The 26,348-nt window shown below is 43.1% G+C and carries 18 protein-coding genes; 2 read left to right on the forward strand and 16 right to left on the reverse strand.

Annotation, left to right across the window (positions count from 1 at the left end):
* Positions 1 to 149: 149 nt before the first annotated feature.
* The 9 genes from A8708_RS03255 to A8708_RS03295 all read right to left on the reverse strand — a co-directional run bounded on the left by A8708_RS03255 (position 150) and on the right by A8708_RS03295 (position 10,804).
* Positions 150 to 1,862, reverse strand: coding sequence for a hypothetical protein (locus A8708_RS03255; RefSeq protein WP_068662086.1), 1,713 nt, complete (start codon positions 1,860 to 1,862; stop codon positions 150 to 152).
* Between the two features lie 35 nt (positions 1,863 to 1,897).
* The gene (locus A8708_RS03260) at positions 1,898 to 3,196 is read right to left on the reverse strand and encodes an efflux RND transporter periplasmic adaptor subunit (RefSeq protein WP_068662087.1); all 1,299 of its coding nucleotides are present in this window, start codon (positions 3,194 to 3,196) and stop codon (positions 1,898 to 1,900) included.
* 12 nt (positions 3,197 to 3,208) lie between these two features.
* Positions 3,209 to 6,322 (reverse strand): efflux RND transporter permease subunit, encoded by a 3,114-nt coding sequence (locus A8708_RS03265; protein WP_068662088.1) that lies wholly within the window; start codon positions 6,320 to 6,322, stop codon positions 3,209 to 3,211.
* 117 nt (positions 6,323 to 6,439) lie between these two features.
* Complete coding sequence (locus A8708_RS03270) at positions 6,440 to 7,834, reverse strand: sensor histidine kinase (protein ID WP_068662089.1); 1,395 nt, start codon at positions 7,832 to 7,834, stop codon at positions 6,440 to 6,442.
* Positions 7,831 to 8,508: a response regulator transcription factor gene (locus A8708_RS03275; protein WP_068662090.1), complete on the reverse strand. Its 678-nt coding sequence runs from the start codon at positions 8,506 to 8,508 to the stop codon at positions 7,831 to 7,833. The genes A8708_RS03270 and A8708_RS03275 overlap by 4 nt, the downstream gene beginning before the upstream one ends.
* Before the next feature lie 29 nt (positions 8,509 to 8,537).
* The gene (queC, locus tag A8708_RS03280; protein WP_068662091.1) at positions 8,538 to 9,233 is read right to left on the reverse strand and encodes a 7-cyano-7-deazaguanine synthase QueC; all 696 of its coding nucleotides are present in this window, start codon (positions 9,231 to 9,233) and stop codon (positions 8,538 to 8,540) included.
* A 64-nt stretch (positions 9,234 to 9,297) separates the two neighbouring features.
* Positions 9,298 to 9,978 carry a 7-carboxy-7-deazaguanine synthase QueE gene (locus A8708_RS03285; protein WP_068662092.1) on the reverse strand — a complete coding sequence of 227 codons (681 nt, stop codon included), beginning with the start codon at positions 9,976 to 9,978 and terminating at the stop codon, positions 9,298 to 9,300.
* Positions 9,978 to 10,451, reverse strand: a complete 474-nt coding sequence (gene queD / locus A8708_RS03290; RefSeq protein ID WP_068662093.1) for a 6-carboxytetrahydropterin synthase QueD — start codon at positions 10,449 to 10,451, stop codon at positions 9,978 to 9,980. The genes A8708_RS03285 and queD overlap by 1 nt, the downstream gene beginning before the upstream one ends.
* 71 nt (positions 10,452 to 10,522) lie before the next feature.
* Positions 10,523 to 10,804 (reverse strand): hypothetical protein, encoded by a 282-nt coding sequence (locus A8708_RS03295; protein WP_068662094.1) that lies wholly within the window; start codon positions 10,802 to 10,804, stop codon positions 10,523 to 10,525.
* Positions 10,805 to 11,015: 211 nt separating this feature from the next.
* On the opposite strand from A8708_RS03295, the gene A8708_RS03300 reads away from it, so the two are divergent.
* Positions 11,016 to 11,645 carry a nitroreductase family protein gene (locus A8708_RS03300; RefSeq protein WP_068662095.1) on the forward strand — a complete coding sequence of 210 codons (630 nt, stop codon included), beginning with the start codon at positions 11,016 to 11,018 and terminating at the stop codon, positions 11,643 to 11,645.
* Between the two features lie 73 nt (positions 11,646 to 11,718).
* Here the strand turns inward: A8708_RS03300 and A8708_RS03305 are convergent, their stop codons facing one another.
* Entirely contained in the window at positions 11,719 to 12,804 is a 1,086-nt protein-coding gene (locus A8708_RS03305) for a hypothetical protein (RefSeq protein ID WP_068662096.1), read from the reverse strand.
* A gap of 154 nt (positions 12,805 to 12,958) precedes the next feature.
* Between A8708_RS03305 and A8708_RS36340 the strand changes: the two genes are divergently transcribed.
* Positions 12,959 to 13,042 (forward strand): YjcZ family sporulation protein, encoded by an 84-nt coding sequence (locus A8708_RS36340; protein ID WP_420848525.1) that lies wholly within the window; start codon positions 12,959 to 12,961, stop codon positions 13,040 to 13,042.
* Between the two features lie 59 nt (positions 13,043 to 13,101).
* Here the strand turns inward: A8708_RS36340 and A8708_RS03310 are convergent, their stop codons facing one another.
* The 6 genes from A8708_RS03310 to A8708_RS03335 form a co-directional block, all read right to left on the reverse strand.
* Positions 13,102 to 14,544 carry a glycosyltransferase family 2 protein gene (locus tag A8708_RS03310; RefSeq protein ID WP_068662097.1) on the reverse strand — a complete coding sequence of 481 codons (1,443 nt, stop codon included), beginning with the start codon at positions 14,542 to 14,544 and terminating at the stop codon, positions 13,102 to 13,104.
* On the reverse strand, positions 14,544 to 16,412 hold the full coding sequence (locus A8708_RS03315; protein WP_068662098.1) for a hypothetical protein: 1,869 nt from the start codon (positions 16,410 to 16,412) through the stop codon (positions 14,544 to 14,546). Before A8708_RS03315 ends, A8708_RS03310 begins: the two co-directional genes overlap by 1 nt.
* A 116-nt stretch (positions 16,413 to 16,528) precedes the next feature.
* On the reverse strand, positions 16,529 to 17,329 hold the full coding sequence (locus A8708_RS03320; RefSeq protein WP_068662099.1) for a Cof-type HAD-IIB family hydrolase: 801 nt from the start codon (positions 17,327 to 17,329) through the stop codon (positions 16,529 to 16,531).
* A 105-nt stretch (positions 17,330 to 17,434) separates the two neighbouring features.
* A complete protein-coding gene (locus A8708_RS03325; protein WP_068662100.1) occupies positions 17,435 to 24,151 on the reverse strand; it encodes a glycoside hydrolase family 78 protein in 6,717 nt (2,238 codons plus the stop codon).
* Between the two features lie 11 nt (positions 24,152 to 24,162).
* Positions 24,163 to 25,392, reverse strand: coding sequence for an S-layer homology domain-containing protein (locus A8708_RS03330; protein ID WP_068662101.1), 1,230 nt, complete (start codon positions 25,390 to 25,392; stop codon positions 24,163 to 24,165).
* 203 nt (positions 25,393 to 25,595) lie between these two features.
* A complete protein-coding gene (locus A8708_RS03335) occupies positions 25,596 to 26,348 on the reverse strand; it encodes a pseudouridine synthase (protein WP_068662102.1) in 753 nt (250 codons plus the stop codon).

A 26,348-nucleotide genomic window follows, 5' to 3' on the forward strand; every position in this document is an offset into this window, starting at 1 on the left:
CTAGCTACAAAGGTGGCCTGGCCCCTCCCTTGGTTGGACTTTCACCAACTAGATAATGCGTGCCTCTGGGCACGCCACATACAAAAAGGGCAATCTCTTCTGTAGAATAACTTCTACTTGAGAGACTGCCCTTATTTATTGTGAGAGGATTATTTAATAACTTTCAGTAACCGCTTAGCAGTACCGTTCTGTGTTTCAATGATCTCGTACACATGAATCGTGAACGGATAGGAGAATTGATCTGTTGAGAAGTTCGATACATCCATCATTTGAACGCCACTCACTAATTTGTTAGGACCTGCAAAAGAAGCATCTTTCGCACCAACGAGACGTCCTGCTGGATCAATAATTTCAAATCTTAACTTCGAGAAGTTGTTGTCGACAACGACATTCTCTTGTTGTGTAATACTTAAATCCATTCTTAACTTATACGTGTATGTCAACTGTGCAGTCGTTTGCATGCTCGTTGAGATATCGTTTATTTTCAAATCAAACGGATACAAGGAAAGTGGTGCATCCGCTTCTTCCTTCTGCAAATCCGTTTGCAGCGCAGCAATCGTCGTCGTATACGGAGCTGCAGCCTTTGCGTCTAATATTTTCAGAGCAAAGCTTTCACTATCTTCGGATTGCGGAACAATATAGGAATAGCTGACCACATAGCTGAGTCCAGGGTTCAGCATGCTAGTCACATTGGTTTGACGATCACCTTGGTAGGAGGCGCCTAGCTTGCTTGTTAACTCTGTCAGGAATACTGGAGTTGCAGTTGGTGTTGTGCTTGTGTTCGTTAACTTGAATTTCGCGACTGCCGTCTTGTAGCCTTCACCTGGGTTCTCATGCAAATGCAGTTCCATCAAGGAGACTTCAGTACTCTTATCAATCACTTTGCTTTGTGCGTTGAAAGAAATCGGTTTACCGATCGTATACGCTTCTGGAGCTGTACTCGCCCCATCTACCGGCCAGTTGATCGCAAGTTTAGCTGTTGCTAGTTCTACTGGTTGACCGCCATCTTTCGGAACAAACGTATCTGTCGATAACACGACCAAATTCGTTAAGGTCACACCGCTTTCCACTGGAATCGCGTAGTGGATGTAGGTTGTTTCTCCAGCTGCCAAGGCAACTGGCGCTATTTCTGTTCGTTTACCCTCATAATTCTTCGACTCTGATTGAGCATCCATGCGGAAAGCAGGTACCGTTTCACGGCCCCCTCCTGGATTGTTCACAAGCACTGTCACAACTGCTACACGACCTGCAGCCGTGTTCTGTAAGGAAGATTCAACCGTCTTGTACGTAAGGCCTGAATTCACGCCAGCAATCGTGAAATCTTGTCCCCACCCTGTACGTGCGATGCTTTCCAAGGCTGCACTGCCCGTACCGCCATACCATACTTGATTCGTTGGCATAGAAAGCAGCGTCGTTTCTACTTTCGGATACGCATATAAATCAACATTCACGAACGAAAGTCCCTCAATTTTGCCGATTTCCTTCGAATCTACGGATGCGTAATAGACAAGCTCTGCAATTTCCTTCGGTTGCAAGGAAGCTTTATTGCCTGCACTTGGTTTCAGCGTGTAAGAGATTCCGCTCGATGTCTGCACGCGAAGCTCATGCTCAGGCACGCGATTCTGCGCTGTGCCGCCATTGTACAAGCGAACCGTCACAGCAAGCTGTGACCCCGTCGCTGTCGGTGTTTCAGCTACGCTTTTGATAGCAGCGCGAATATCTTTCGTTAAACCATAATTCACAGTTGGTGCGACAACAGTTGGCGTGGAAGGCTCCGCAGCCCATGCTGCGGTTCCTCCTTGAACGATCATTGCTCCCAGCATAATAGCTGTTAGACTGGACTTCCATGGTCTTTTCTTCATGTATAACGTCTCCCTTAAAATGAATTTCAAAGATGCTATTTGGCAGCTGGTGATGCCGTCGGTTGAGTGGATGGGGATGGGCTAGTCACTTTTTGACCGTCTTTCAATGTATTCTGTCCTGTAATGACCAACTGTTCGCCCTCTTTAACACCTTCCAGTACTTCTTGGAACTCGCCATTAATGCGTCCAAGCTTCACTTTGCGTTTCGTATATTGATCACCCTGTTGAACGAATACGAACGTATCGGATTCTTCACGGATGATACTCAGTGTAGGCACGACAGCAACCTTCTCTTCTGTCTCTGTTGTTAATTGAACTTGATAACGACCACCTGGTTGAATCGTACGATCTGGATTCGGAACTTCCAATTCCAGCGTATACGTTTTGGAAGTAGCACTCATGATTGGCGCTAAGTAGCTGATCTTAGCTGTGCCCTTCTTATCAGGTGTATTCGGGTTATAGTACACGAGTTCCTTCTTGTTTTTCACAAGTTGATAGTTTGTTTCTGCTAGTTCTGTTTTGATTTTGATCGGATCGATCTGCTGGATTTGACCCACTTTACCTGCTTGAGCAGATGCTGTTTGACCAACCACGACAGTGAAATCTGTTAGAACACCGCTGCCTGGTGCTTTCACTTCGTAATTCTCCAAAGAACGAGTAGCATCCTCTAAAGATAGACGTGCGGACTCTGCTTGCGTTTCAATTGAAGAGATGGAATCCGTATTATCGAAAGCAGATAGCTTGCTTTGCGCAGCATCTAAGCTCATTTGAGCGTTGTCCAACGCTTGTTTTACTTGATCTACCTGGCGTTGCACGACACTACCTGCTTCAAAATCATTTCTAATTTTGTTGTAATCTTGCTGCGCATTATTCAATGCCGTTTGCGAGCGCGCCACGTTATCGGCCAAATCCTTCCGTGAATTCACTTTATTATCTCTTGCTTGCTGCAAGGAATCTTGTGCACTCTTCACTTGCAGCTCGCTTTTGCGCTTATTGGATAGGGCATCTTTGTTATCAATAACGAAAAGAACATCGCCTTTCGTCACATATTCCCCTCGTTGTTTCAGAACACTGGTAACTTCACCGTTCGCTTTCGCCATCACATCAAGCGTTGTTCCGGCAACAACATCTGCCACCTGTTCAATCGGATTACTTATTTTCTGAAGCTTGATTACTTCTGTTTTGACCGGTTTCGGCGTCAACTGGACTGTCGCTGCATCCTTAGCCCCTGGTGCAGAGCAGGCTGTCACCAACACCGTTGCTGCGGTTAACAGCGTGATGACCCCCATCCAGCGATATTTGCTATGCCCTCTTCGTGAACCTTCGTTAATCATCGATGTGCCTCCTTATACCTCTAACGAACTCGTTGTCATTTTTTCTTTATTCTTCTCACGGTTAAACATACGGCTAGCACGGTTTTTCATACTCTCAATCAATTCATAAATAATAGGTACAACAACCAGAGTCAAGATCGTCGAAGATATCAAACCGCCAATAACGACAACTCCAAGGCCTTTACCGATCAATCCGCCTTCTGCAGAGATCCCGAGTGCGAGTGGTACTAACGCCATAATGGTTGCTCCGGCTGTCATAATAATCGGACGAAGTCTGACTTTCCCTGCTTCAATCAGGGCATGACGTACAGTATAACCTTCTTCGCGCAGTTGTTGAGCACGGTCAATTAGTACTATCGCATTCGTAACGACGATACCTATTAACATGAGGAACCCGATCATGGAAGTTACAGTTAATGGTTCCCTAGCTATGACGAGTCCTAGGAGCCCGCCAATAACAGCTAGAGGAAGAGAGAAGATAATAGCAAATGGAGCACCTAGATTACCAAATGCCAAAACCATAATCAAGTAGACTACGAAGACTGCTGCAGCCATAGCAACGAACAACTGGGTGAAGCTCTCAGTAACATCTTCAGATACGCCTGTAATTTGCGGTGTCACACCCTCTGGCAATTCAAGCTCCTTCAAAGCTGTCCCTAACTTTGCACTTACCGCTGTTTTATTATCGGAGTTAATTTTCGCTGATACTTTCACAAGCTGTGCCTGATTCTCTCTTGCAAGCGAAGCAGCGCCTTTTGTTTCATTGATTTTGGCAACTTCCTTCAAAAGAATGGTCGAGCCATTCTGAGCCGTCAACGGAATATTGCCCAACTTCTCTAGAGAATTTTTGTCCGTTTTTTCCAATGAAACCGTTGTTGTATATACAATATTATCGAACTTCATATCGCCTAGGTTCTGATTTGAAATCCATGTGCGTGCCGCATCTCGAACAGATGCCGCGCTTAAGCCGTAAGCTCTAGCCTTCTTCTGATCAACGGCAATTTCAATCTCAGTTTTGGCATCACTTAGATTATCTTCAACTTCAGCCAGTTCAGGGAAAGTGTTCAATTTCTCTTTCACCATTCTAGCCGCCTTCTCTAATTGAAGCTGATCATCCCCCTGGAGTGTGTAAGCGAAGTCTGTACTCGATACCCCGAAATCACCTTCCATGGACTTAGGCTCAACTTCGGAACCAGCCGGCAGCTCTGATAAAATATAAGCCGTCGTTTGCTCTTGTACTTTTACAGGATCCACATTCTCATTGACTTCAAGGAAAATCTGGGATGCATAAGGCGTCTGCTCATCATCATTTCCTGCGTAACCAACAAGCGCTTCAACAAATTTAAATACGGGCTCACCTTTTGAATCCTTCAAGTCTAGTAGAACAGTTTCAATTTCTTTCGTTTTGCTATCTGTTGCATCAAATGAAGTCGAATAAGGCATTTTTAATTGGAAATACATGATGTGGGAAGGAGCTGATGCAGGTAAGAAAGATATAGATAAGAACGGAATCGTCCCAGCCATGGTCGCAACGAGCAAGACTAGTGCAACTAGTAACGTTTTGATCTTATTTTTCAAGCTCCACGTTAGTGCTTTTTCATAGAACATAGTTAACTTCGTAGGCTTAGACTCATCATGCTGAACCTTTCCTGGCTTGCTGCGCAATACTAGTAATTTCGAGAGCATCGGAATAACCGTTAAAGCTACGATTAAGGATGAAAGAAGTGCGCAAGCAATCGTTAGGGCAAACGGCCGGAAGAAACCACCGACAACCCCTGTTACCAAAGCAAGTGGAGCAAATACCCCAACGGTAGCTAAAGTAGACGACGTAATCGCCATCGAAACCTGTTTCGTTGCTAGGGCAATAACGGACTCTTTGCGTTCCTGCGCTTTTTCCAAGGACGCATAAATGTTCTCAATAACGACAATCGAGTCATCGACAACCCGCCCAACTGCGATAAATATACCGCCAAGTGTCATCGTATTCAGTGTGAGGTCTAGCGTCGACATTAATAATAAGGTGATCAAAATGGAGAGCGGAATCGAGACAAGCACGATGAGTGTCATCCGTACATTCCGCAAGAACACTAGGATCATCAAGGATGCAAGGACGGCACCTACGATCCCTTCGCGGACTAGTCCAGAAATCGATTCTTTAATTTGATCGGCACTATCATAAGTACTCTTGAATGTAATGTTCGGTAAAGTTGTTTTCCATTCTGTAATGTTCTTCTCGATTGCTTCAGAGAATTCAACGGCGTTCGCACTTCCGGCTTTATATAGAATCATACCAATCGCCGGTTTGCCATCGAGACGTCCATTGAAATCAGATTCAGTGATGGCTTTGACTTTGGATACTTGATCCAGAGTAACGATGGCGCCTGTAGGCGTCGTAATCTCTACCTTTTGGAGATCATATAAACTGGATAAATTACCGGTAACGCGGGTCATCTTGCTATTCCCATCGATTTCAACCGAACCGATTGGTGTCTTCGTCGCCGCGGTATTAATAGCGTTGCTCACCATGCCTGGTGACAACCCGTACACATCTAGTGCTGCTGCATCTAGCTCAATATCGAGCGAGGTATCTCTAGCACCGATAATGTCAATATGGTCAATCCCTTTGATACCTTCTAAACCTGGTTTAATCGTATCTTTGAACGTTTTATCAAGCTCTGTTTGGCTGACTCCCTCGTTCGCATAGGCGACTAAGTAATTCGAAGGGAAGGACGCGGCACCGAAGGTAGAAGCCTTAGGCGCACCTGCTGTAGCTGGTAAGGAAACCGTGGATAGAGCATCCTGTACAGCTAGTTTCTTTTTGTCGATATCGACATCTTGTTTGAATAAAATAATAACCATGGAGAAATTATCGCTCGATGTGGATTGAATGGAATCTAAATCTTCTAGATTCGCTAGTTTCTTCTCAATCGGTACGGTAATTTCATCCATAACGTCCTTTGGGGCGCCTGTGTAGGTCGTAGTAACGGCCACAACAGGGAAGGAAACGTTCGGCATGTTCTCTTCCTTCAGCTGTGTTGCTGAATACAAGCCGCCTACAAAAAGCATGATCATGATGATGAATAACGCGGAAACGTTTTTCATCGAAAAATGTGTGAGTCGATTCATTCCTGTACTCCCCTCAACTAATGATTGTGAGTTAAAGATACAGGTTCAATATGAACTCAATATGAACAAAACAAAAAAACTTGGTGTACATTTGGTGTACAATCCCAAGTTTCTTGTTCAACTCTTTTTAGTTGGCGAGTGCGTCGTCGGTAAAACGATGAGAAATAACGTTCCTTTGCCTACTTCACTCTGAACCTCGATCGTTCCATCGTGCATATCAATGATTTTCCTTACAATAGCAAGTCCAAGACCGCTGCCACTGTCACGCTGCCTGGCCTGATCCACTTTATAGAAGCGGTCGAAAATACGACCTTGTTCATCGATAGGAATACCAATCCCATTATCTTGAATCCATATTTGAACCCGGTCTCGCAGTGGAACGAGTTTGATATAGATATGTCCGCCAGTTCCTGTAAACTTAATCGCATTGCCAATCACATTCATCCACACTTGATTTAATTGATCGCTGTCTGCAAAGATTTTCACACGTGGCAAAGCCAGATCCATATCCAACTCTTTCAATGACCACTGAGGTTCATAGAATACAACAATGCGACGCAATTGCTCGTCCAAATCATAGATGGTTGGGTGAAACGGATGATGCTCGGATTCTAGTGAAGCCAGCTTCAGTAAATTTTCACTTAGACGAGATAAGCGTTCACTCTCGCGTTCAATGATTTCCAAGTACTTGTTCCGATCATTTTCAGCGATATCCGACTCTCTTAATGCTTTGGAGAAGCCGCGAATCGACGTCAGTGGAGATTGAATCTCATGTGACACGTTGGAAACAAAATCTTGACGCATCTGCTCCAACTGCTTAAGCTCGCCAGCCATATGGTTGAAACTCTCTGCGAGTTTACCTAATTCATCCTTATTATTCACATTCACATTGACGTTAAAATTACCTCGTGCCAGCTTCTCTGTCGCTAGAGTCAGCTTCTTCAAAGGGTTCACTAGATAGCGCGAAGCGATGAGAATAAGGATGCTCCCCACAATAAGGACCATGGTAAGAACCGATACGATCAATGTTTGGAGTTGTCTGCGTGCAGCATCTGTGATATTCGTATGTATGAATAACGCGTAGCTCTGATCGCCAACGATCAGCGGCACGCCGACTTTAATGCTGTTAATCCCCCGTAAAGGCGCACTGAAATCTAGGCTTTTATAGGTATGACCCTTCAATACGTCAGCAACTTCGGACACTTGTATGCGGGGCCTCCCTTTTACATCCACTGGAGACTGCCCTAATGAAACGCCGCTGGAATCAAATAGCGTAAACAAATAATTTTCATTCAGTCGATTGCTTCCTGCTACAAAGGAATAGAGGTTCTTAGGCTGCACTTCATTGCTTAATGTGACAATTTGATTGCCTACGGCTAACATCTCAGATTGAAATTGCGTTGATATCATGTTCGTAAAAAAGTACTCGGCCAAAGGAAATGCGACAAGCACACTGACCACTACAATCGCCAGAAAGGTTAAAACCACTCGCAAATATAGCGATTTGATCATACCTTCACCTCAAGCCTGTAGCCTAATCCCCGAATCGTTGTAATCTGGAAGGCTTCCGTGAAGAGCTCGAAGCGTTCTCGCAAACGTTTGATGTGCACATCCACCGTACGTTCATCGCCTTCATAATCCATGCCCCAGATTTGTTCAATCAGCTGCGTACGCGTAAAGATTTGACCTGCATGACTCGCGAACTTATAAAGAAGTTCAAATTCCTTCAACGGCAACGTAACCCGTTGGTCTAGATACCGCACTTCATACGTTGTACGATCGATGGTCACGCCGCCAATGAGAATGACTTGTGAGGAATGTATCCGATATCGCTTTAACAGCGCCTTGACTCTCATGACTAACTCTACGGGATCAAAAGGCTTCACTAAGTAATCGTCGGTACCGAGCTGGAAGCCCTTCACCTTATGAACAGATTCACTCTTCGCGGTCACCATCAACAATGGGAGTTCTGGGTAATGGGATCGCAATTCACGGCACAACTCCCAGCCATCCATCAACGGCATCATAACATCCAATACGACCAAATCAGCTGGCACGGATTCCATAAGACTCAGCGCTTCTTGCCCATTGCTGGCTTCCACGACCGTTAGGCCTTCTCCTGCCAAATAAACGCGAATCAACTCTCGGATGTCCGCGTCATCATCAACAACCATAATTCGTGTCATGCAGGCACCGCCTTTCTCAAGCCTTACTCCTATGGTAAATAAGCGATGGGGTCTTTAGAGCCCGCTTCTTCGAAACCTTTTAAACGCAATCGGCAGCTATCGCATTCGCCACACGCTTCAGCTTTACCATTGTAACATGACGTTGTCAGTTCATACGGAACACCGATCTTCAATCCTTCTTCTACGATCTTCGCTTTCGTCCAGTTGATCAAAGGTGTTTCAATCGTGATACCTTTTCCTTCTACACCCACTTTGGTAGCTAGTGCTATAACCTCTTCGACTTTATGAATGAATTCAGGTCGACAATCTGGATAACCACTGTAATCTAGCGCATTCACCCCGATATATATGGCACTAGAGCCCGTTACTTCTGCATATGAAGTTGCAATAGAGAGAAATAAAAGATTACGTCCCGGTACGTAGGTTACAGGAATTTCTTCCGTCTCAGGCGCATTCGTCACATTAGGAACTGCAATCGAATCGTCTGTCAGAGCACTCCCACCGAAATCGCGTAGGAAATCTAGCTTAATGATTTTGTGACGAGCCCCAACCCCATAATGCTCAGCAACTTGCTTGGCATTCTCAATTTCAATCTTATGACGCTGTCCATAGTCAAAAGAAATCGGAAACAATTCATAGCCTGCTTCCTTCGCTAGTCCCATACATGTCGTACTATCTAAACCGCCGCTGAGTATAATGACGGCTCTCTTCGTATTCTCACTCATGTTAAGCACCTCTTTATCATAATTTGAAAATGGCACTGTACACTTGGTGTACAATGCCTGCAGGCTAGACGCCTCGCATCGCTGGGTCCCAGATAATCTTATGCAACTGCATATTCAGCTTCACCTTCGATAACCCTTCGGCTAGCATCAGGTCTACCAACTTGCGCGGCGGCATGGTTTCCCACACGGGGCTGAACATCGGCAGCGCTTTGGTTGGATATTTCTGCAGTACGCTGACTGCTGTTTGGAAATCGAGATCGCTGCCGATGACGAACTTCAGTTCATCTTGCTCGCGCAGCAGCTCGAAGTTACTGTAGATCATCCGATCCATTTCACCGGAATCAGGCAGCTTGAAGTCCATCACGTAGCGAACCTTCGGGGATGATACTTGCGCGATGAATGGTGCTAAGTGAATCGCGCCATTCGTTTCGATGTGCAGGTCATCAACCTGCGCCAGTTCAGCGATCGCTTCAATCAGCGCGAGCGATTTGTCGCCATACAGGAGCGGCTCGCCGCCTGTTAGGCAAATATGCCGGGAGCGGAACGTCTGTACCTTGCTGATGATTTCAGCAATGGTCATGACGTTCTCGGCTTCCGCCGGTGGGTAGCTGTACGTGGTGTCGCACCACGAGCAGCGGAGGTTACAGCCAAAAAGACGGACGAAGATCGTCGGAAACCCGGCACGGGTTCCCTCCCCTTCAACCGTCTCGAAGATCTCTACCATGGGAATGCGGATATCTCGCATTACAGATCCTCCTCCATCATCGAGCGTGTGATGGCTGCATAGCTAGTCGGCGTTTCCCATAGGCGAATCTCGTCCAATGAAATGGCTGGATAGAGCTTCTCATCGAGCAATGCTTGATGAATTTCTTCATAAATCCAAACCACCATATTCTCAGCCGTCGTATTCATCGGCGGCAATACGTCGTTCAGATAGCGATGATCCAAGCGATCAATCACGCGTTCTTTCGTAATTCGTTTGATATCTCCAAAATCAATTGCGATCCCTCGGCTGTCTACTTTACCCCGCATAATCACTTGCAGCTTATAAGTATGGCCATGTAGACTTTTACATTTCCCCTCATAACAATGCAGATGATGCGCACTGTCAAACGTAAATTCTTTGGAAATCAAAACGGATTTATGGTGATATTTCAATTGATTCTCTTGGATGTCACGCCCCAATTCTTGCACACTTCTTGGGATTTCATAGCTCATTATTATCACCTCATATTTTCAAAAAAAACAGTACTCTAAATTATATCATAAATAGACAGTTTGTCACCTTACTAGGATGGCATGGAAGAATTTCGCTCTTTCTTGGGCAGCCAATCTAAGTGTCCACGGATTTCTTGCATCCGTTCATTCTCATTACGCAAGTCTGCTTCAATTAATGCAATTAACCGCTCGATTTGTCCTACAACTGAATCAGGAAGTTCCACTTCTTCAAGTGATTTCACAATATAGAGTAAGCATTGCAGAGTTTCGTCCATAAGGCCCTTCTTTTTCGCTGTCAACACGACTTCGCTCAAAAAAACAAGGTGATTCAACTCTTCTTGCGTTAATTTCAAGAGGAACAACCCCTTTCTTTTTCCATTATCCAACATTTTACGACAACGGGAAAGACTCTCTTGACAACCACAACTATAACATTTATGATTACAGTAATTTGTTACAAAGTTATTTACAGTTCTTCGATCGATTACCACCGAGATACGCGAATGCTTTTCGATAGTTGAACAACACTATATAGAACTTATACTATCCTTGGAGGGATCCCTTTTGAGCACACAAGTACAAAATGAAGTTTTGAAAGTAATCGAAGACCGTCATTCCGTCAAGCAATACCAAGCAGGGCACACAATTCCGAAAGCTGATCTTGATCAAATCCTAACTTCCGCTTCCTTGGCACCATCTTCTTGGAATCTGCAACATTGGAAGCTTCTTGTTATCGACGATCAAGCACAAAAAGAGAAATTGCTTCCAATCGCTTATGGTCAAAAGCAAATCGTAGAAAGCTCCGTTGTTATCGCTGTTCTTGGTGACCTTGAAGCAAACAAAAATGCACAAGATGTTTTCGGACCAGCTGTTGCTGGCGGGTTCCTCCCACAAGCTGTGATGGATACGCTAGTTGGACAAATCGAAGGCGCGTACCAATACCCGCAAGTTGCTCGCGATGAAGCGATCCGTAACGCATCTTTGGCAGCAATGAACTTGATGCTTGCAGCGAAAGCACTTGGCTATGACACATGCCCAATGGGTGGTTATGATGCTGGTAAATTCGTAGAAGCATTCAATGTTCCTGCTCGTTATGTCCCTGTCATGTTGATCAGCGTTGGTTTGGCTGCTACGCCAGCACGCTCGGGTGGTCGCTTTTCACTAGAGCAAATTACAGTATCTAACACTTTCTAATTAACCCTTCATATAAGAAAAGGCATGATCTCTCATGTTAGGATGAGAGATCATGCCTTTTTGCGTGCACTATTCAGTGAAATTGTTCGGTTTCAAACAAAATTTCATCAATTAGCTTATTCCGGTAAAGCATCGATAAATTGAACGTTTCGTATTCCTTCTCTTTATCTAACTCGTCTAATAATAACGTGGCAATCAATTCACGATCATCCGAATCTCCAGGTTCACGGAAATCAATAAATCCTGTAAGCTGCCGCGAACTAATATCGACCGTTGCAGTTCCGATCGGCAAACTGCCGTAGGATTGTTGATAAATCTCATAAGTTAATGTATCCATATCATCTCTGACCAGAATGATGGAATAGTCATCGCTTGTTGGTATCCACATCTCATCTTCCGACGGGATCTCATCCACCAAATCCAGCATATCGATATGGGTTAATTCCACCGTATCTACGGTCTCCCCATTAAAACTCATATGGAAAACGAACGAATCTGTTTGTTCTTCATTGAAATCTGCTACCATAAGCTCCGTCACAATATCCATCTCTTCATCAAAAGGATCGAATTTCCAACTAATATCCCCGATGACTTCGGATCCATAGATATGCAGGATGGCCTCTGCAATTAACTCGGCGTCTTTATCATACACATGATATTCGACACTGCTCCTATTTTCATTCACAATAACGAGTTCATAACCCTGTTCTTTCTTCCGTTCTTCCAGCATGTCCACCTGTTCCGAAGACAGTTCCGTTTCCTGATCCTCCAAGCTAATATCTTCCCCGCGCCACGAATAATCCAGCTCATCATCATGTAAAAGGTCTACATTCGATAGATAATCCCCTTGATACGTAGGTGGTTGAACGGCATGTTCGGTTACAATGACATAATCATAATCACTATAGCTAACCGTAACCTCACACTTGGCGATTCCAAGCGCATCAATCACATCCTGAATATAGGATTGAGCATAATCATAAACTGCTTGCTTATTCACAATCGTGATGGATTGCTGCTCCAGATGAATCGCGCCTTTGAGACGATCCGATTCCCTGTAGACTAGCGTTAACGTACCGACAAACTCCCCATTGTACATAATATCGCAGACTTCGCCGCCTGCTGTTTTCAGGTCGGGTCTAAGCATAATATCGGCCACGACTTCGTCGCCTCCTCTACAGATCTTGTGTCATTCTTCTGTAGCATGCCCATTATCAACCAAAATATGAGTAATCAGGACATTCGTCTATACACTTGTGCCCCAACTTACATATCTTATCTTATAACACTCACCACGAAAGGAGGGAATGTCCATGTCAGCAGTAGGAACTTCTTCAGCTGCAGTTCTCGTACTTTTTATCCTTCTTGTTATCATCACTAGCGCCTTCGTTATTTAATTTAATTAAGCTATAGGCAAAAAGACGATCATCAGCCCACTGAGGCATGATGATCGTCTTTATTTATTCGTTTGTTGTTCGGTTTCATTCAACCGCAGTCGTTCTGTTTCAATAGCGTTTAATTTAGGGGATACTATCTCGGATGCACCTGGTTTATCCTTGAATTGCGTGAAAATCTGTTTCGCTCGCGCAAGTTTCCCCGAACGTAAGGCCAACTCGCCAAGCGACATAGCCGCCTTCCACTCGCCAATGTGGTAATCCGCGCTGACACTGCCGCGGTAATTAGGTAGACTGGACAAGGACTGCTTAATACTCGTTTCTGCTAATCGCAGAAGTTCATCTGCCTGTCTCATTCTCACTTGCGCGAGCAAATAATGTGCATCAGGAAAATCAGGCGAATGTGCTAACGCTTTGTGGCAATATGCTTCTGCTTCCCCGTAGTTTTTGCGTTGCATATTAATTTGAATTTGGAGCCTGTATATTTCCGTCATTCGACCGAATAAAGGCATTTGGACGCCTAAGCGTTCAGCTTCAAGCAGGGCAGTTACCGCTTGCTCCTCTAGCCCCATTCCTAACGATTCTCGGCCGTAGAATAACCAGTGACCTGGATTCTCAGGCTCTTCTTTAATCATAAGCTTAAGCAAACGAAGGTTACGTTCCAGCTTTCCTTTGCTTTGAATCACAGTTGGATCATAGCCGTTATGATCCAGTCGGATTTTAACTGCTCTTCGATAGGTATCGAGCTGGTAGACCCCTTTGTCAGTGGCAATTTGCTCATGGATGCGACCATAGTACCGCAAACCTCTTTGAGCAGGAAACATCCGCACTTGTGAGAAATCATGTTGAATGGTCCCCTTCACCTTATTCAGATGCCAGACATGCAGGGCTGGGATAATGGGCAAATGGTCGAACATACCTGCAATCTCACGAATTGCCTGTACATCTTCCGGAATTAGCACCTCATCCGCATCAATCCAAATCACCCAGTCCGTTTGGACATGCTGCAGGCCGACGTTCCGCGCGCCTCCAAAGTTGTCCTCCCATACGATCGGAACAACCTTCACCTTCGGATATTGCCCAGCAATCCTACGGGTATCATCTGTGGATGAATCCACTAGTAAGATTTCATCCACAGCTCCTTGCAGAGCAACGATACACTTCGCGATGTTCGCAGCTTCGTTGTGCGAAAGAATCGCCGCGGTTACGGTAACCTTGGGAACAACCAGGAGATCATCGATATCAGGTCGCGGATCTCCGTGAGGCATCTGCTGCATCGCCCTATAGATGTGATTCACCCATTTGGCCTGCGGGTCCAGCAGCCACGCGCGGTCGAATACTCGCTTCGCAGCGCCTGCTTGCTGCTGTAGGAGCAGCGTTTCACCAAGCATCACCCAGAGCTGCGCTTCGAGAGGCTTCTCCTTGATGGCTCGGAGAAGCTCCGCTTCGGCTTCTTGGGGTTTGTTTGACTGGATGAGGGAGATGATGTGGTTATGGTTAGACATTATGGTTTAATGAACGGTACTTGGAATACTTTCGTACCATTGAAAGGATCGATATTCAGTTGAACTCCAGCTCCCTGTGCTGCTTCATATCGGAATACTGCAGTAACGGTCACGACCTGAGTATCTGGATCTTTCCAATATTCCAGAAAAACATCCTGTATTCGTTCTGAAGTTACGAAGTTTCCGAGTTCACCTGCTCTGTTCGCCCAATATGTATCGGAGACTTCTGGGTATAAACTTTTTATGTGGACTGTGGGAATGTTGGTGTTTGCCAAAGGCGTTTGTGCTGGAGAGACTAGTCTAAAATTAAAATCATCTAGATACAAATTACCAGGTATGGAATCGTGCGCATAAACTTTCACCTTCGAAATATTAGGGTTAATTTCATTAGCAAAATCGAATTTGAGATAATTATTTTCATATACGTATGCCGTAACTGAAATCGGAGTATTATTTTGAATGTCACTCGGAGTAACTAGCATTTTATTTCCATTAAATCCTTGATCGCTCTTATAATTCAATATGTAAGAACTAGTTAGTGCTGGATTGTTTTGATTATTGCTTTGATACATGTCAATTGAGGCAGGGAATGGATCTATCGTGGTATGCTGAATATTAACATCAATGTTCGTTTCTTTGTTTGAAGTCACAGCAGTAATTCCTCTGATATTCCGAACGGTATCTGTTGTACCCATCTGTTGGGTTAACAACTCATTTAACTTCGACCATGTAATCTTACTCGCATCATTGTCCAGATAAAGTGTGGCCGTATGAGGTGTATATAAACCATAATCAACAGAAACCGAATAGTCTAAATCCCCCTCACTATAGAAAATCTCATTGAGGTCAATTTCCGCGTCATTTGACAAGTACAGGGTAGAAGAAACGTCTGGCATTCTAAAATGATTTGCAACCACACTTGTTGGTTTAAATTGCGGTGCTGCTACATACGGATTGACGTGGATAGGAATATGTCCTTTCGTGAATCCCCCCTCATGATCCGTAACAATTACATCTAGGTAAGCAATTCCTTCTGTAACAGGCACAACTTCTTGGTCTACAAGTGTTTCACCTTCATAAATCGGTGTAACATTGATATTCGCATTGCTTTCAACAGAGACTAGTGAGAGACAACTACGTGTAATCTCACCGCCTTCTTCTCCTTCTTCTTCTCCATAACATAAATTACTATAATCATCACTGAAATAATTACCAATCTGATAGTTAATGGACCATTGGTCAATGGGGACCCCGACCTCAGCCTGAAGAACGGATGGAGATGTTGGTGTAATTTGATAAGGAGGGCTATTGTCAATATTGTAAGAGAACGGCTCCGTGTTTCCCACAGTTTCTGGAGCAATATTTTGAAGGATAGCAATCGTATTGTCCTTGCTTTGTGTCGACTTTACTAATAAATCAAATGCCTTTGTAATGTCAAATTTGTAAGCATCCGGATTCGCTGTATTAGCAACAACGGAAACTTTAAACGTATCTGTGAAATTCACATATCCTTCTTGTTCATCAGAATGTCCGATCCCAGATACAGTAAATGTTGCATCACCAATGTCTAAAGCCCTTACTTCGTAAATTCCTTCATCCCAAAATGAATAACCAGCCTTTACCTTATTCGACCCACTCATTGTGATATTTACGTAATCTGCTTGATATAATGCTTTGAAATCTAAATACTTCACACCATTTTGCGGTAGTACAATCGTATGTATTTTGTCTAGAACAACTGGGGGAGAATCTCCTATTGTAGTCGCATAACTGTACTGTGAAGGAGCTAGTACCAATGGAGCAGCTAAAACTGCTGTACTGGCAATCGTCCCAATCAACTTATTCTTCGAAATAAGATTTTTCTTCATCATTACACCACCATCATCTATTAGTCTTTCTCTCATTCTATCATACGAAATATGCCCGAAAAACCCCTTAAACGACAAAAAACCTCAAAATACGAGGTTTTTTCGCCGATTTCTTTTTAAAAACAGTACTTTCGTATGGCTTCATGAACACCTTCATCATTATTGGATGATGTCACGGCATCAGCTGCCTCTTTCACAGCATCTGGTGAATTCGCAACAGCAATTCCCAATCCAGCGAAATCCATCATTTCCAGATCATTGTAGTAGTTGCCAATCGCCATAACCTCTGAGGCTTCAATCTCTAAAGTAGCTGCCAACGCCTTCAGTGCGTTCCCCTTATTTGCCGCGGGATTCATCACATCTATGAACAAATCTCCACTTCGAATCATCCTCAAATTGCCATACAGCTTCTGAGCTTCCCAGTCCAGTTGAACACGATCCAACACATCCGGTTGCGCAAAAAGCGTAAACTTAACGATCGGCACCCCGAGCTCTGAAACAGAGGTAACGAGTTTAGGGTTGATGAGGAATTTTTGGTACATCAGTTTCTCATACTCACCTGCACGTTCGATATACATATTAAAAGCCGTACACACATCGAAGTGAATCCCTTCTCGGCGAGCATATGCCAACATACTTTCAATTTCACTAATTTCAAAAGAGAACTCATTTACCAATGATTGTCCTCGCTCATCCGCATGAACGGTTACTGCGCCATTGTGGGTGATCATCGTTCCTTCCAGTCCCAATTGCTCCAGGATCGGCAATGTACTAGCTGGTGCTCTCCCTGTACATAAAACAATATGACAGCCCTGATCATGAACCTCCTGTATCGTTTCAATCGTTTGATCCGTTAATTCATGGTGATCGTTAAGCAGTGTTCCATCTACGTCTAAGGCGATTAATCGATAATTCAAGGTTTTCTCTCCTCACTCTTGTCTTATCGACTAATTGTACCATAGGTGCCATAGCAGTTCATTGATTTTACAATAACAATAACGACTTCCCAGATCCTTTATCCATTATTGCACTCGATGAACTCCAACTGATTGCCCAGCATTCCCAATGATTTCAATAGGAATATCTTCCTTTCTCACAACACCATTCCTATACGTAATTTGAAAATGAATCGTCTGTGCACCTCGAGGTAATCCCTCCGTTAAGGATTGGAATCGGTTATCAAATAGTTCACCACTGAACATTGTGGAATCACTGGACTGTGGTTCTAACTTTGTAGAAACAGATAAAGCCTTACCATCCAAACCAATCGTATCCATCCATGCGATGACCTCGTCAACTGGGGCGGCTGCACTCTGACTCTTCACAACAAATATTTCCCCAGCATAAAATTGTTTCGGATTTACTTGGGTTTGGTGCCCTTTCTGATTATGAATTATCAACCAATTGTCCGTGTAAGTCACGATAGAATTGATGGTCAAAGGCACCGCGGCGATCGTTTTGACGACTGTTGATGTTAGAAACCCATCCGTAGCAGAGAGAGTAACGAGATAACTACCAGGATCAGTGAACTTTTGCACAAAATTTGATGTTGTAAAAGTCTTAGTAGCCCCATCTGGCCCCTGAATGATCCATACGTATGTGAGCATATCGCCATCAGGATCTATCGAAGCATTCATGCTCCGCACCTCATCCCCTTCCCATACTGGCTTAGGGGTCCAATCGAAACTAGCAACTGGTGGTCGATTGATATAAAGCCATGTTTGTGGTGAATAGTCTGACCAGATAATCCCATCGAATACCCTCACACGTACTCTTAATTTTTGACCAGCGGGTAAATCGGCATTTACAGTCCAGCTTCCAGTTGTTGAAAATGTGCCTTGATAGTACTGGCCTGAGTCTACAATCATGGTATCGTTGGCTTCATTCGTGATTTGAATTTGAAAATATGTAAACGTTGTGCCTGGATCGGGGTCTGTTTGATTCCATTTCAGTGTTGGCCGTAAAGTAGTAAATCGTGTTGGCGAAGATTGTGTACCGTCAGGATCCAACATCGTTGCAGTTGGAGGACGATTGGTAATAAGCCACCCTATGTTTGACCATGCAGACCAAGCTATTCCATCGAAAACCCTTACTTGAACTTGGTACTTCTGTCCTTGTGCTAACGCTTGTGAAGTTATCCATTCCTGTGTAGTTGCAGCTGTTCCTTGTGGTTTAATCCCACTGTCAACGTAAACATTTCCTATTTCATCTTTCATTACGACTTGGAAAGCGGCAAACGTTGTACCTGCATCTGGATCCGTTTGATTCCATGCATTCGTAGGCTGTTGCGTATTCACATGACTAGGATTTGTTTGCGTGCCATTTGGGAATGTAAGCACAGCTGTTGGCGGTAGATTGGGCAATGGGATCGTAATATTAATTGTTTGTTCTACCCAATCGCTCCAGGCACCGTATTCGTCTGCAACGGCAGCTCTAACGGTGTATAGCCCTGTTTCAGTGGGCCTCGTGAGCTTTCCTAACTGAGTTACGTCACTAGGTGTTGTATAACTGTACCTGTTGTTAAAAATACCTCTCGTGGTCTGATAATTTCTCCCTGTCGCTTCGGATGAATAATCTACCGCGCTAAGCCAGCGATCAGGGTCGTAGCCAGTTTCTGTCCATTGAATCGTATGATCTGCATTCTCAGCAATCGTAAATTGTGCTATTGGTCTTCTGTGAACAAGGATTGAATGAATTGCAGGATCGGACATTTTCTGAAACATGGCAAAGACAGGTGATGGATACTTAAATCCATCTGGTGCAGGATCATCCGGTTCTTGGAATTCAACTTTGAATATCCCGACCTTTGAAATACTAGGACTTGGCGATTGAATAGCAATGCCATTATAGCTGTTAGTTCCAACAGGATCGGATGCGCCGTCCCCAGCATTTAGAAATTTATAAGGTTCCATATTCGTAAATTTCCATTGGGCTAGATTAGGAATAGCTGGATCGTTCTCTATATCCGAATAACTTGTGCTATAGGTAATTGGCATATTAACAATCGCTTGATTGGCAACTGCCGTATCACCACTCTCATAAATCAAAGCATTGAAACCTTGAAGCTCAACATACGGGGATTCGGAGTAAAGTCCGTAAGATCCTGCATCCGCAAATGTATCATCGTAAGCATCAATGATTGGAATTCCAGCTGCGTAGACGATAATGTGATTAGCTCTTACCTTAGCTTTAATATCTGTGTATACCCCGATCTTCGAATTATAAGTCTTGCTCATAATCGTAGTTGAAACACCATTAACAATTTTGGTCAACTTGATTAGATTCGGTGTCATTTCGACTCTGTACATGTTTTTATTATCTTGCACTCTAAATCCGAGACCTGCCGTGACGCTATCGCTATACGTATTTAGATTAAATTTGGTTCTCATACTGATATCACCGTTATACAGACTAGCATCATTGTTAGACAGGAAACCATAACTGCTATTTCCAGTTGTGTTGTTTACATCTGTTTTCACAGACAATATCCATTCATATCTACTCTGACTACCACCATAATCTGAATTTCCTTGATACACAACTTTAATTGTGCCATCCTCTGTCAAATTAATGCTTTTTGTACCATATGTGTTAGTTCCATTTCCTGAATCAGAAAAATTCGAAAATGCTACTCCTGTTGGTATATCCACTTCTTTGACACCCGTAGTCATGTCAAAGGCTAGTATGTTTGTTTCACCGTTAGCCACAATCAATTTTCCATCTGAGGATATTGTAGCTTTTGGATTAGGTTGTCTATATTGAATGTCGCCATCATCTGGCCAATATTGAATTAAGTATTGGTATGTTTTCACTCGATCTACCGTCGTAGTTTGTCCAGTTCCTAGATCATAGTACATCAAATCCCAGAAACCATTCTTACCAACAGTGGTGTAATAACCAGGCTCTACCGTCTGCTTGATATAAGCAATGCGATTCTTAAAGGCTCCTAGGTAGTAAATTACATTGTTATGCGGATCAGAGGCATTCCCCCCACCTACCAAGTCTAGCAAAACAGTACCCGTAGTGGCATCTAGAACAAATTTTCTTAAACCATATCTAATAACAATCTTAGCGTCATTATCTGATATGTATTCTATAATGATGTTTTGGCTAAAATTTGCGATCGGATTACTATATTCCCATATCACAGCTCCGCTACTGTTATACTTGATTAGGGTACATGATGTTGAGGAACCATCATAATATCCCCAGTAACACTTATTCTTGTAGACGTTACCACTCAAATCTTTATTGAAAGGCGAGCTAATCTGCGTGGTTCCACGCTGAACAACATAACCATCCCAATCTAAGCCCCAATTTATCGAGTCCATGAGCACGCCATCTGTAACTTTAGGGTTTGGACCAGTAAACATGGTTGGATATGTACTTGGCTCTGGAGGTGGACAAGTAGGAGAATTAGACCATGCAGATCCACAAGTTAACGTTTTAATCTCCTTATATGCAGGAGTTACTAACTGGTTGGTATCGTTCTTCGTAAAATTCAAGATATCTGAAATTCTAGTTACGATATCATTATACGTACTAGTTTGCCAGTAGGAGTTATAGCCACCTTGTCTTTGAAATAACATATCTGAGTTATATTCCGTCTTAAAAGCCCATTCAACTTTTGGTATTACTGGCTCTCCCCAACCGCCATTGTTACTAATTTGTGTTGCGGCACTGTAAGTCGCTCCATAAGGCATTTGAGGATTGTCTTCATTATAAAAGTAGATGCCATCGGTATTTTGCGCTGATTTCCAAAGATGCTTGGCAATTCTATTCTCTTTGTTAAAAGTAGCATAATAACCATCTAAATCACCTGTATTACCACAATCACGACAATAACCTTTGTATGTGCTAAACCATTTTGTTACAACATTAGAACTAGTAATAGACTTATACGGTTCGTAATTCGTCATATTATTCGTACTTATGGAGTTGTCGCTTGCATTGTAATTATACAGTTTTGGTGCAGAAAAGCTTGTTGAAGAAGAGGCTGTCCACGTTGCCGAATTAACGATTGTATTGGCAGTTGGTGCAACAGTCGTTATGTTTGCAGGCTCAGGTTGAACACCAAAAGCTGAGAAATCTACTTCGGGCATTTGGTTAACCACTTCAAATGGGAAATCTTTATCCGTTGATTTCTTTAGACCAAGACCTTCTCTTAGGTGAATGTGAACATTACAAGTTTTTGCCACCTGAGTGGGTGTAAAGGTAAAATCCCCTCCACCATCAGGAGTAATATTAATTAGAGTGTCATCTGCTAATTGTCCATTATTATTGTTGTCGCAAGCTAGTGTAACTGTGTGCTCCGAAATTGGATCACTATCAGGGCTAAATGACTTGTCTTGAAAGGTAATAGGAACATTTCTTATCCCGATATCGTTATAGTCTAATTTTGCAACAGGTGGTAAATCTGCTAAGACGCTTAGAGTAGAATGCGCTGTGTTAAGTGACCGTAATCCTGCGCTATCTATTACATCAAGTTGAATGTCATAATCACCGAATGTTGGATATATAGGTAGCTTAGTTCCATGCCAGTCACAATTTGATATTGACCTAGATCTATAAGGACTGTAACTATTTGCACAACTAATATCTGGTGTATATGTTCTGCCTTCGACTACTTTTGGAGGTAATGTAATAATTGGGATTGGGTTGGGAGGAACAACGTTCATGCTTGCCGAGGTTTGTGACTGGTTACCACATGTATCTGTTGCTGTTACTTTAACACTATGATTGCCAAGAACATTCGCATTGAAATTATACGTCCATCCATTAGGTTCATGATCCCATAGATCATAATCAGCTTTAAGCTGTTTTACCCATGAACTAGAGCTACCAGCAAAATCCCAAGATAAAAAGTAAGGATCTCCGTCAGGATCATAAGGTTCATCGTGATCGCCCGGAAGCATAGCTGGTTTTTGAATGACCCGCAGCCAAACACGTTCATCTACAGCAAACATACTTTCGGGTGTGATGCTCCCACTGTCATAAGCATTAAACCAACCTATACGTACGACAGGTGGGCTATTTGCTCCTGCACAAGATGCTGGCGAAACTACTTGGAATGTTTTTGGCCCTGCATTAGCTTCTCCACCACATGTGGACGTTACTTTAAGTGAGACACTGACAGTTCCGATTGTCATCCAACCTGGATCTGGTGGTAATCCCCCAACATTAAATGAAAAAGCACTGGTATTCGAATACACTTTAGAGTTTCCATTTTGCGAGACCGTATAGGCGACTTGTTGAATACCACAACCCTCGCCACCCGAAACAGAAATTCCATCTGCTATAACACCGTTGTAACTTCCAAATTCAATTGAGGCTTTTTCGATTTTAAAATTGGCTGTAATGACTTCAGCTGGAGGGGAAACGGTACAAGAAGTTTTGGGAGTGATTGTAAGGGTTTTGGTGTTGTCGGAGTTGTTCGATTCACCTGAGATGGGATCAATAAGGATAGAGATTCCGTATGGGGACGTGCTTGTGAAGGATTTGGTGAAGTTTTCCGTTTTCTGCTGACCAGAACTGAGTCCTGTTGGGTAATTAAAAGTTTGGAAAGTTGAACCATCGATCAAAACCTTCACTTTAAATGCAGTTGTTATATCTGTACCACCTGTATTGCTTACTGTAAATGAGAAAGCAGTGGATGTATTAACTTGCACACATGAAGGGCTAACAATTGCACCTGCGACTAAGTTTGAAGCTCCTGATGGATCCTCATATACAACTTCGACTGTTGACTTATATTCGTATGAATATCCTAAAACATCAACAATAAAAGCGGCGAACCACACTTTAACCATAGCTCCTGTGCTTGGAGCTGGGGTCTGTTTAGAATCGAATTCATCGAGAAATTCTGTAAACTTTTGATTATATACAACTCTAAATCTACTTGCATCAGAACTATCCGATCTAACCTCTTTCACGTCTATTGTTTCTTCGCGGGGGAATCCCTTCCCCGTAGGTCCTGTTATTTCAGCCCCTTCATTGACTTTAGCAGTTCCAGAAGAAATATCAGGTTTTACCGCAGAATATGGTATCAATGTATTATCAATAGTACTTCTATATGACTGATCAATTGTTGAATCCAACCCCAAATCATGAACCCCTTGTGATACAAATGCACTTTCATTAGATGCACAGTATGGAACTGTCGGGAGTGAGTGTCCGTTTATGGTTTCGGTAGGTGCCCCTGTTGTCTGAAAGTGTATTCCATCCGAAGTACCTAATGATGGTCCACAGTTTATTCGATGGGTATTACCGTTTCCATCTTTAACATCAGCATACCAATTGTACTTGTGAGAGTCAGTAGGTATGTACCGAAACCACGCGTAATAACCTTGAGTTCCTACAGTATTATTTCTTGAGGCCACTGGAATGATAGCAATAGCTTGAATATCATTCAGAGCTCCAGAATAATTGTTTACTCCCTCGGCAGATGGCGGTGTAACATCTTTTCCATCGTGAAATATTCCCTTTATGATTTTTCCGGAAGGAACAGTTACATTAATCTTAGCACCCGAAACATAGTCGTACTTTGAATAATGCTTACCGTTAGCATCTGCACCTGTTCCATGAAAATCTATTGTAGCGGTCATACTCGTGACTGAGGCTGCAAATGCCTTACTTAACCACTCTCCAAAATATTGAGAGGGTAAAAGTCCGAAAATTAAAAGTCCTAACATAACAAGGCTAATAATTTTGTTCCATTTTCTAAACTTCGATAAACTCATAAAGTCACCGCCTAATTAACCTTTACAGGTGCGGTAATATCTACGATTGTTCTGCCATAAGTTTGTTGCGGTGGAATCGATGGTGCTGCAATATTAATTTGAATTCCCGCATCAGTTATATATCCGTTCTTAGGCATAACATACATATTTCTATCCCCTGGTCGATCTATGAATATGCGCCCCATAGTATTTAGAGTACCATTCTTTAATGCATCAACATCTGGACTTTTTATCCCTACAAAACTAAGTAAAGGAGAGGAATTTTCAGCATACAAGGATGTATCCTTGTTAAAATCCAGATGACTCTTAACTATAATTATATAGTAATCTTTCAAGTCAGATACTTTAAAATCTAATTTCCTAACCCCAGCTGCCCACCACTTTAATTTACTAATATCCCCGACAGCCGATCTATTAGGATCGTTTGGATTATCCATATCGACTGCAATGATTTGTTCAATCTGTCCTTTGTATTTTCCATCTGGTGTTTCCAGAACTAACTTCTCAGGACTAAACGGAGTTAAACCGAAGTGCTCGTCAGTGTTTTGTTTTCCACCAAAAACAGGAATCATAGAAAATATATTAGTCCCCTTTACTGCTAACTCAGCATTTCCGATTGCATACTGGTCAACTTCAAGTGTTCCACCTTTATTCACACTAAGAATACGTTCAATGATAGTCACTGATTGGGCACGCGTAGTAGAGTTTTCTGGCTCTAATGCACCCTTTACTAAACCTTGGATAAGTCCTATTTTCGCTGCGTTATACATGACCGAATCATTGTCTACTTGGATCGCTTTATTCTGTAAAGTCGCATCAGTTGCCCGCAATGAAATACGCGACATTTCCAAACGTGAAATCGGTGCATTCACATCATCTATCGAGAAATCGGATTCTCTAAGAATACCTTTGTTTATTGCGGCAGTTAGGTAAGGAGATGACCAATCCTCCCCTGATGAATTACTTTTTACAGGTTCCTTGATCGCCGTGACAACCATCTTCACAAACTCAGCTCGGGAAACATTATTTTCAGGCTTAAATGTAGCATCCTCATAACCGTCAACATAACCTTTTTTTACAGCACCTTCGATTGCAAACATAGCCCAGTGATCAGCAACATCCTTTAATTTGATGGTAGTGACTGCGCTCGAGGTTGGTAATGGAGAGTCGGCAGCTGAGGTTGAGGATTGGCAGGCTGTGAATAAAAATACACTGGAAAGCAACATATATGTTTTTTTCAAATTAAACTCCCCCTATTTCTGTATAACCAATTATTGTTAGTATCTCATGTCATAAATGTAAATGTCTACCTATTTTCGACATATTTCCTCTGAAAATAGCAAAACCGCCTAGCATCGCTAAAAATCAGCAATAACTAGGCGGTTCTTCCGCACCATTACATTTCACTATCAAGAAACTACCATAATTTAGTACTTTTGTATAGTTAATTTTGATTCTCGTTGGCTGTTCTTAAAGCCGTAAGCTCATCTGAGCTTAATTCCCTGACTTGACCCAATCCTAAAGCAGGATCAAGTCCCAGTGGGCCCATTGAAATTCTTTTTAGAAAAATGACTTGCTTGCCGACGGCCTGGAACATGCGTTTCACCTGATGAAACTTACCTTCCATAATCGTAAGTTCGATTTCAGAAGGAATTCCAGCGACTTCATTTCCGGTCTGTAGAATCTTCAAATCACCAGGCAACGTCTCATAACCATCATCTAATGTTACTCCATGGCTAAAAGCTTCCCGATCCGCCTCGTTAACTTCCCACTCAACTTTGGCGTAGTAGGTCTTCGGAACGTGCTTGCGCGGTGAGAGCAGGTTATGGGCGAGTTTGCCATCGTTTGTGAGCAAAAGGAAGCCCTCTGTATCCTTGTCCAATCGACCTACTGGGAACACCTCGAACGGAGCATATTCGTCGTCCAAAAGATCTACCACTGTGCGATCCCGATTATCTTCGGTTGCTGAGACGACCCCTTGCGGTTTGTTCATCATCAAATAAACAAATTCACGGTAAGTCACCACTTCACCATTTACGGTAATGATGTCCTTATCGGGATTCACCTGCATCCCGCTGTCTTTGACCTTCACGCCGTTGACATAAATTGCGCCTTCTTTGGCGAGGCGCTTAAGTTCAGAACGAGTGCCTACGCCTACATGGGCGAGTATTTTATCGAGTCGTTGTGTTTGTTTCAT

It is taken from the genome of Paenibacillus oryzisoli, from assembly GCF_001653565.1.
GTDB lineage: Bacteria > Bacillota > Bacilli > Paenibacillales > NBRC-103111 > Paenibacillus_E > Paenibacillus_E oryzisoli.

Bases quoted from the DNA above. Each gene is read 5' to 3' on its own strand.
- A8708_RS03255 (WP_068662086.1), bottom strand. From the start codon at position 1,862: ATGAAGAAAAGACCATGGAAGTCCAGTCTAACAGCTATTATGCTGGGA.
- A8708_RS03260 (WP_068662087.1), bottom strand. From the start codon at position 3,196: ATGATTAACGAAGGTTCACGAAGAGGGCATAGCAAATATCGCTGGATG.
- A8708_RS03265 (WP_068662088.1), bottom strand. From the start codon at position 6,322: ATGAATCGACTCACACATTTTTCGATGAAAAACGTTTCCGCGTTATTC.
- A8708_RS03270 (WP_068662089.1), bottom strand. From the start codon at position 7,834: ATGATCAAATCGCTATATTTGCGAGTGGTTTTAACCTTTCTGGCGATT.
- A8708_RS03275 (WP_068662090.1), bottom strand. From the start codon at position 8,508: ATGACACGAATTATGGTTGTTGATGATGACGCGGACATCCGAGAGTTG.
- queC (WP_068662091.1), bottom strand. From the start codon at position 9,233: ATGAGTGAGAATACGAAGAGAGCCGTCATTATACTCAGCGGCGGTTTA.
- A8708_RS03285 (WP_068662092.1), bottom strand. From the start codon at position 9,978: ATGCGAGATATCCGCATTCCCATGGTAGAGATCTTCGAGACGGTTGAA.
- queD (WP_068662093.1), bottom strand. From the start codon at position 10,451: ATGAGCTATGAAATCCCAAGAAGTGTGCAAGAATTGGGGCGTGACATC.
- A8708_RS36340 (WP_420848525.1), top strand. From the start codon at position 12,959: ATGTCAGCAGTAGGAACTTCTTCAGCTGCAGTTCTCGTACTTTTTATC.
- A8708_RS03310 (WP_068662097.1), bottom strand. From the start codon at position 14,544: ATGTCTAACCATAACCACATCATCTCCCTCATCCAGTCAAACAAACCC.
- A8708_RS03315 (WP_068662098.1), bottom strand. From the start codon at position 16,412: ATGAAGAAAAATCTTATTTCGAAGAATAAGTTGATTGGGACGATTGCC.
- A8708_RS03325 (WP_068662100.1), bottom strand. From the start codon at position 24,151: ATGAGTTTATCGAAGTTTAGAAAATGGAACAAAATTATTAGCCTTGTT.
- A8708_RS03335 (WP_068662102.1), bottom strand. From the start codon at position 26,348: ATGAAACAAACACAACGACTCGATAAAATACTCGCCCATGTAGGCGTA.